The 4,343-nt window shown below is 65.3% G+C and carries 4 protein-coding genes; all 4 read right to left on the bottom strand.

The window, feature by feature from the left end; all coding sequences use genetic code 11:
* On the bottom strand, window positions 1-566 hold a 566-nt coding region (locus EN738_RS31585), incomplete at its 3' end, for a DUF4167 domain-containing protein (protein WP_127287018.1).
* 303 nt (window positions 567-869) lie between these two features.
* Window positions 870-1,748 (bottom strand): peptide chain release factor N(5)-glutamine methyltransferase, encoded by an 879-nt coding sequence (prmC, locus tag EN738_RS31580; protein WP_127287017.1) that lies wholly within the window; start codon window positions 1,746-1,748, stop codon window positions 870-872.
* Window positions 1,741-2,820, bottom strand: a complete 1,080-nt coding sequence (gene prfA / locus EN738_RS31575) for a peptide chain release factor 1 (RefSeq protein WP_127287016.1) — start codon at window positions 2,818-2,820, stop codon at window positions 1,741-1,743. Before prfA ends, prmC begins: the two co-directional genes overlap by 8 nt.
* 8 nt (window positions 2,821-2,828) lie before the next feature.
* The coding region (gene ptsP / locus EN738_RS31570) for a phosphoenolpyruvate--protein phosphotransferase (RefSeq protein WP_127287015.1) at window positions 2,829-4,343 on the bottom strand (1,515 nt) is incomplete at its 5' end.

Genomic DNA, 4,343 nt, shown 5'->3' with positions numbered 1-4,343 from the left:
TTCTGGCGGTAGCCGCCGTTCGGACGGCGGTCGCGGGGGCGCCCGCCATTGTTGTCGCGCTGGCCATTGTCGCGGCCGTTGTCGCGCCCACCGCCATCGCGGTTGCCGTTGTCCTGGTTGAAGGCCAGTTCGCCTTCGATCACCGGCTGCGGCCCGCCGCCATGGTTGGCCTGCGCAGCCGGGGCTTCCGCGGTATTGCTGTTGCCGATGTTGTTGTCGAACTCGTCGCGATCCTCGTCCGCATCTTCGTCGAAATCGTCGCGGTTCTGCTGGACGTTCTGGATCGGCATCTGCGCCTGCGCGGCGGCAATGATGCGATTGTAGTGCTCGGCGTGCTGGAGGTAGTTCTCCGCCATCACCCGGTCGCCGGAGCTTTGCGCGTCACGGGCGAGTGCGGCGTATTTTTCGGCAATCTGCTGAGCCGATCCGCGGATCTTCACATCCGGGCCGTTGCTCTCGTAGTTGCGCGTCAGGGGATTGGGGCCCTTGCGGTTGTTGTTGTTGCCACCGCCGCCGCCATTGTTGTTGCGACCGCGCATGCGCCTGTTCTGCTGTTGTGGCCTCATTCGACTCTCTTCAGTGTGAAATTTTCGAAAACTTTTTTACGAACGGAGGCGCTCATGCAGCCAGCCGTTTCGTTTCTTCACCGGCGTTCGCCCGCATCAATTGCGTTGGCGCCACGTGCCATCCTGTTCCGGTTACATCACTTGCCGGACGATTCCCGCACGAAGCATTGGCGTCGATTGCGCAAGAAGGCAGCTATTTCCAAGGAAAACCGAATCGCTAAGAGCACTGCCTGCTTCGTCTCATCCGGTTACTTCGACCCTAGCTGCATTCCCGGGCATTGCCAAGCCCTATTTCGCACTGCATCAGGGGTTTGCGCGTTCGAACACCAGAACCCTGTCGTTTCCGCCGAGGTCGCGGAACATACCGGACAACCGGTAGCCGGCTGCCATGAAGATGTCCGTGACTTCGTTACGTTGCGTGTGGCCGATCTCGACCGCAACCCTGCACTCGGCTTCCAGAAACCTTGTCGCCTCAGCGGCGATGATCCGGTAGGGACCAAGACCGTCCGCGCCGCCATCAAGGGCCAGATGCGGATCGAAATCGCGGACCTCGTCCTGCAGATTTCCTATGTCTCGACTGGGTATATAGGGAGGGTTTGCGGCAATTACATGGTACCGGCCGGAAACTTTTGCAAACCAGTCGGATTCAAGCGTTTCGAACCTGTCGGCCAGGCCCAGTTCGCAGGCATTGCGCATGGCGGTGGCCAGCGCGCCCCCGGCAATGTCGACACCCGTGGCGACGGCGCCGGGAACGGCGCTGAGCAGAGCCAGCGCGATGGCGCCGGTACCGGTGCCGAGATCGAGGATGCGGCATTCGCCAAGCCGCTCCGCTGTCGCCCTGGCGAAGGGCAGGATCGCCTCGACCAGCGTCTCGGTGTCGGGCCGCGGCTCCAGCGTTTCGGGTGAAAGCCCAAGCCGCAGGCCGTAGAACTCGCGAAACCCGAGGATACGGTGCACCGGCTCGCCTGCGACGCGCCGTCGCAGGGCCACATCGATTGCCGCAATCGCGTCCTCCCGCACCGTTTGCGACGGCTCGGCGATGGCCTGGGTGCGGGTCGTTCCGGAAAAATGCTCGACCAGCAGCCTGGCATCCAGCGCCGGATCGGCCACGCCGGCGGCGGCAAGACGATGACGCGCCTCCCGCAGCAGCGGCCCGAGCGTGCCGGGCAAGATGTCAGCCATCGACGCCGATGTCGGCGAGCAGCTTCGACTGGTGGTCGGCGATCAGCGCATCGACGACCTCGTCGAGTTCGCCCATCATCACCCGGTCGAGCTTGTAGAGGGTGAGGTTGATGCGATGGTCGGTGAGGCGCCCTTGCGGAAAGTTGTAGGTGCGGATGCGCTCCGAGCGGTCGCCCGAGCCGACCTGCGACTTGCGCGATTCCGAACGCTCCTCGTCCGCCTTGCTGCGCTCCATATCATAGAGCCGGGCGCGCAGGATCTGCATGGCCTTCGCCCGGTTCTGGTGCTGCGATTTCTCTGCCTGCACCACCATGATCCCGGTCGGCAAATGGGTGATGCGGACGGCCGAATCGGTGGTGTTGACGTGCTGGCCGCCTGAACCCGAGGCGCGCATCGTGTCGATGCGGATGTCTTCGGCGCGGATTTCGATGTCGACCTCTTCGGCCTCCGGCAGCACGGCGACGGTCGCCGCGGAGGTGTGTATGCGCCCGCTGGCCTCGGTCGCCGGCACGCGCTGCACGCGATGCACGCCGGATTCGAACTTCAGGTGCGCGAACACGCCCTTGCCCGAGACCGTAGCGATGATTTCCTTGAAACCGCCGGCATCGCCGTCGCTGGCCGACACGGTCTCGAACCGCCAGCCGCGTTCGGCGGCATAGCGCTCATACATGCGAAACAGGTCGCCGGCGAAAAGAGCGGCTTCATCGCCACCGGTGCCGGCACGGATTTCGAGGATGGCATTCTTGTCGTCGGCGGCATCCTTGGGCAGAAGCAGGATCTGGATATCCTTCTGTAGCGCCTCGATGCGCTCCTCCACCCCTGGCAGATCCGCCTCGGCGAGCGCCCGCATCTCGGCATCGGTGCCCTTGTCGGCGAGCATCGCTTCGAGGTCGGCCTGCTCGTGCTCGGCCGAGCGCAATTCCCTGACCTTGGCCACCATGTCCTGCAGCTCGGCATATTCCGATGCCATCTTTACATAGGCATCCGGCGCCGGGCCGGCCGACATCTGCGCTTCGAGCATCTCGAAACGCTTGACGACTTGATCCATGCGGTCGCGCGGCAGGTTGATCATGGCGGATTCTATAGCGGAATGGAGCGGTCGTCGGCAAAGGCCTGCAGCAGCGCCCGCATCGGCAGCCCTTGCGCCGGCGCCATCAGATTGTCGGCGAAGAAGGCCTGCAACTCGTCGAGCGGCAGTTCCGTCAGCATCGCCTTGACCGGGCCGATCGAGGCCGGCGACATCGAGATCGAGCGGAAGCCGAGGCCGATCAGCGCCATCGCCGATATCGGTTTTCCGGCGAGTTCCCCGCACAGCGTCACCGGCGTGTGATTGCGGGCGCCGGCATCGGCGATCTGCTTCAGCACCCGCAGGAACGGCGCCGACAGCGTGTCGAAACGGTCGGACAATTGCGTGTTGCCGCGATCGACCGCCATGACGAACTGGAACAGGTCGTTGGAGCCGACCGAGACGAAGTCGACCGCCTTCATCAGCTCGTCGAGCTGGAACAGCAGCGACGGCACTTCGAGCATCGCGCCGAGCTTCAGGCTGGTCGGCAGGTGGTGGGCAAAGCGCGACAGATGCCTGACCTCGCGATCGATGATCTCGCGCGCCTGGGCGATCTCGCCGAGCTCCGTCACCATCGGCAGCATCAGCTTCAGCTCGCGGCCGCCGCAAGCTTTCAGCAAGGCGCGGATCTGCGTCCTCAGCAGGCCCGGGCGATCGAGGGTGAGCCGGATCGCCCGCCAGCCGAGCGCCGGGTTCTCCTCCTGCAGCGCGCCCTTGAAATAGGGCAGCACCTTGTCGCCGCCGATGTCGATTGTGCGGAAGGTCACCGGCTTGCCGCGCGCCGCTTCGAGCACGTCGCGGTAGAGCCGCTCCTGCGCTTCGGCGCGCGGGAAGGTCGAGGCGACCATGAATTGCAACTCGGTGCGGAACAGGCCGATGCCGGCCGCGCCAGACTCGGCAAGCTGCGGCAGGTCGACGGCGAGGCCGGCGTTCATCAGGAGGTCGACCGCAACACCGTCCTTGGTCACCGACGGCTTCTTGCGCAGCTCGCGATAGACCTCCTGCCGGCGGGCGCGGAAGCGCACCTTCTCGGCATAGGCGGCCTCGAGGTCGGGCTGCGGCCTGAGATGGATCGTGCCCTCTTCGCCGTCGACGATGATGGCATCGCCGTTTTCCGCCATCGAAACGGCGCCCTTCATCTGCCCGGCGACGGGAATGCCCATGGCGCGCGCCACGATGACGACGTGGCTGGTTGCCGCCCCATCCTCCAGCACCACGCCGCGCAGCTTGTCGCGCGGGTAGTCGAGCAGCTCGGCGGCGCCCATCGAACGGGCGACGAGGATGGCATCCTTCGGCAGCGACGCCGCGACATCCTCCGGCCCGCGCCCCATCAGCTGGCGCAGCAGGCGGTTGGCAAGGTCGTCGAAATCGCTCATCCGCTCGCGCAGATAGGGGTCGGTCATGTGCAGCATGCGGGCGCGCATGTCGCTCTGCACCTTCTCCACCGCTGCTTCCGCCGTCAGGCCGTTGCGGATCGCCTCTTCCAGCCGGCGCACCCAGCCGCTGTCGTTGGCGAACATGCGGTAGGC

It is taken from the genome of Mesorhizobium sp. M4B.F.Ca.ET.017.02.2.1 (assembly GCF_003998955.1).
Taxonomy (GTDB): Bacteria; Pseudomonadota; Alphaproteobacteria; order Rhizobiales; family Rhizobiaceae; genus Mesorhizobium; species Mesorhizobium abyssinicae.
The sequence above is the reverse complement of the archived record's forward strand: the minus strand, read 5'-3'. Positions and strand labels throughout refer to the sequence as shown.

Excerpts from the sequence above, each read along its gene's own strand:
- prfA (WP_127287016.1), bottom strand. The coding sequence starts at position 2,820 with ATGATCAACCTGCCGCGCGACCGCATGGATCAAGTCGTCAAGCGTTTC.
- prmC (WP_127287017.1), bottom strand. The coding sequence starts at position 1,748 with ATGGCTGACATCTTGCCCGGCACGCTCGGGCCGCTGCTGCGGGAGGCG.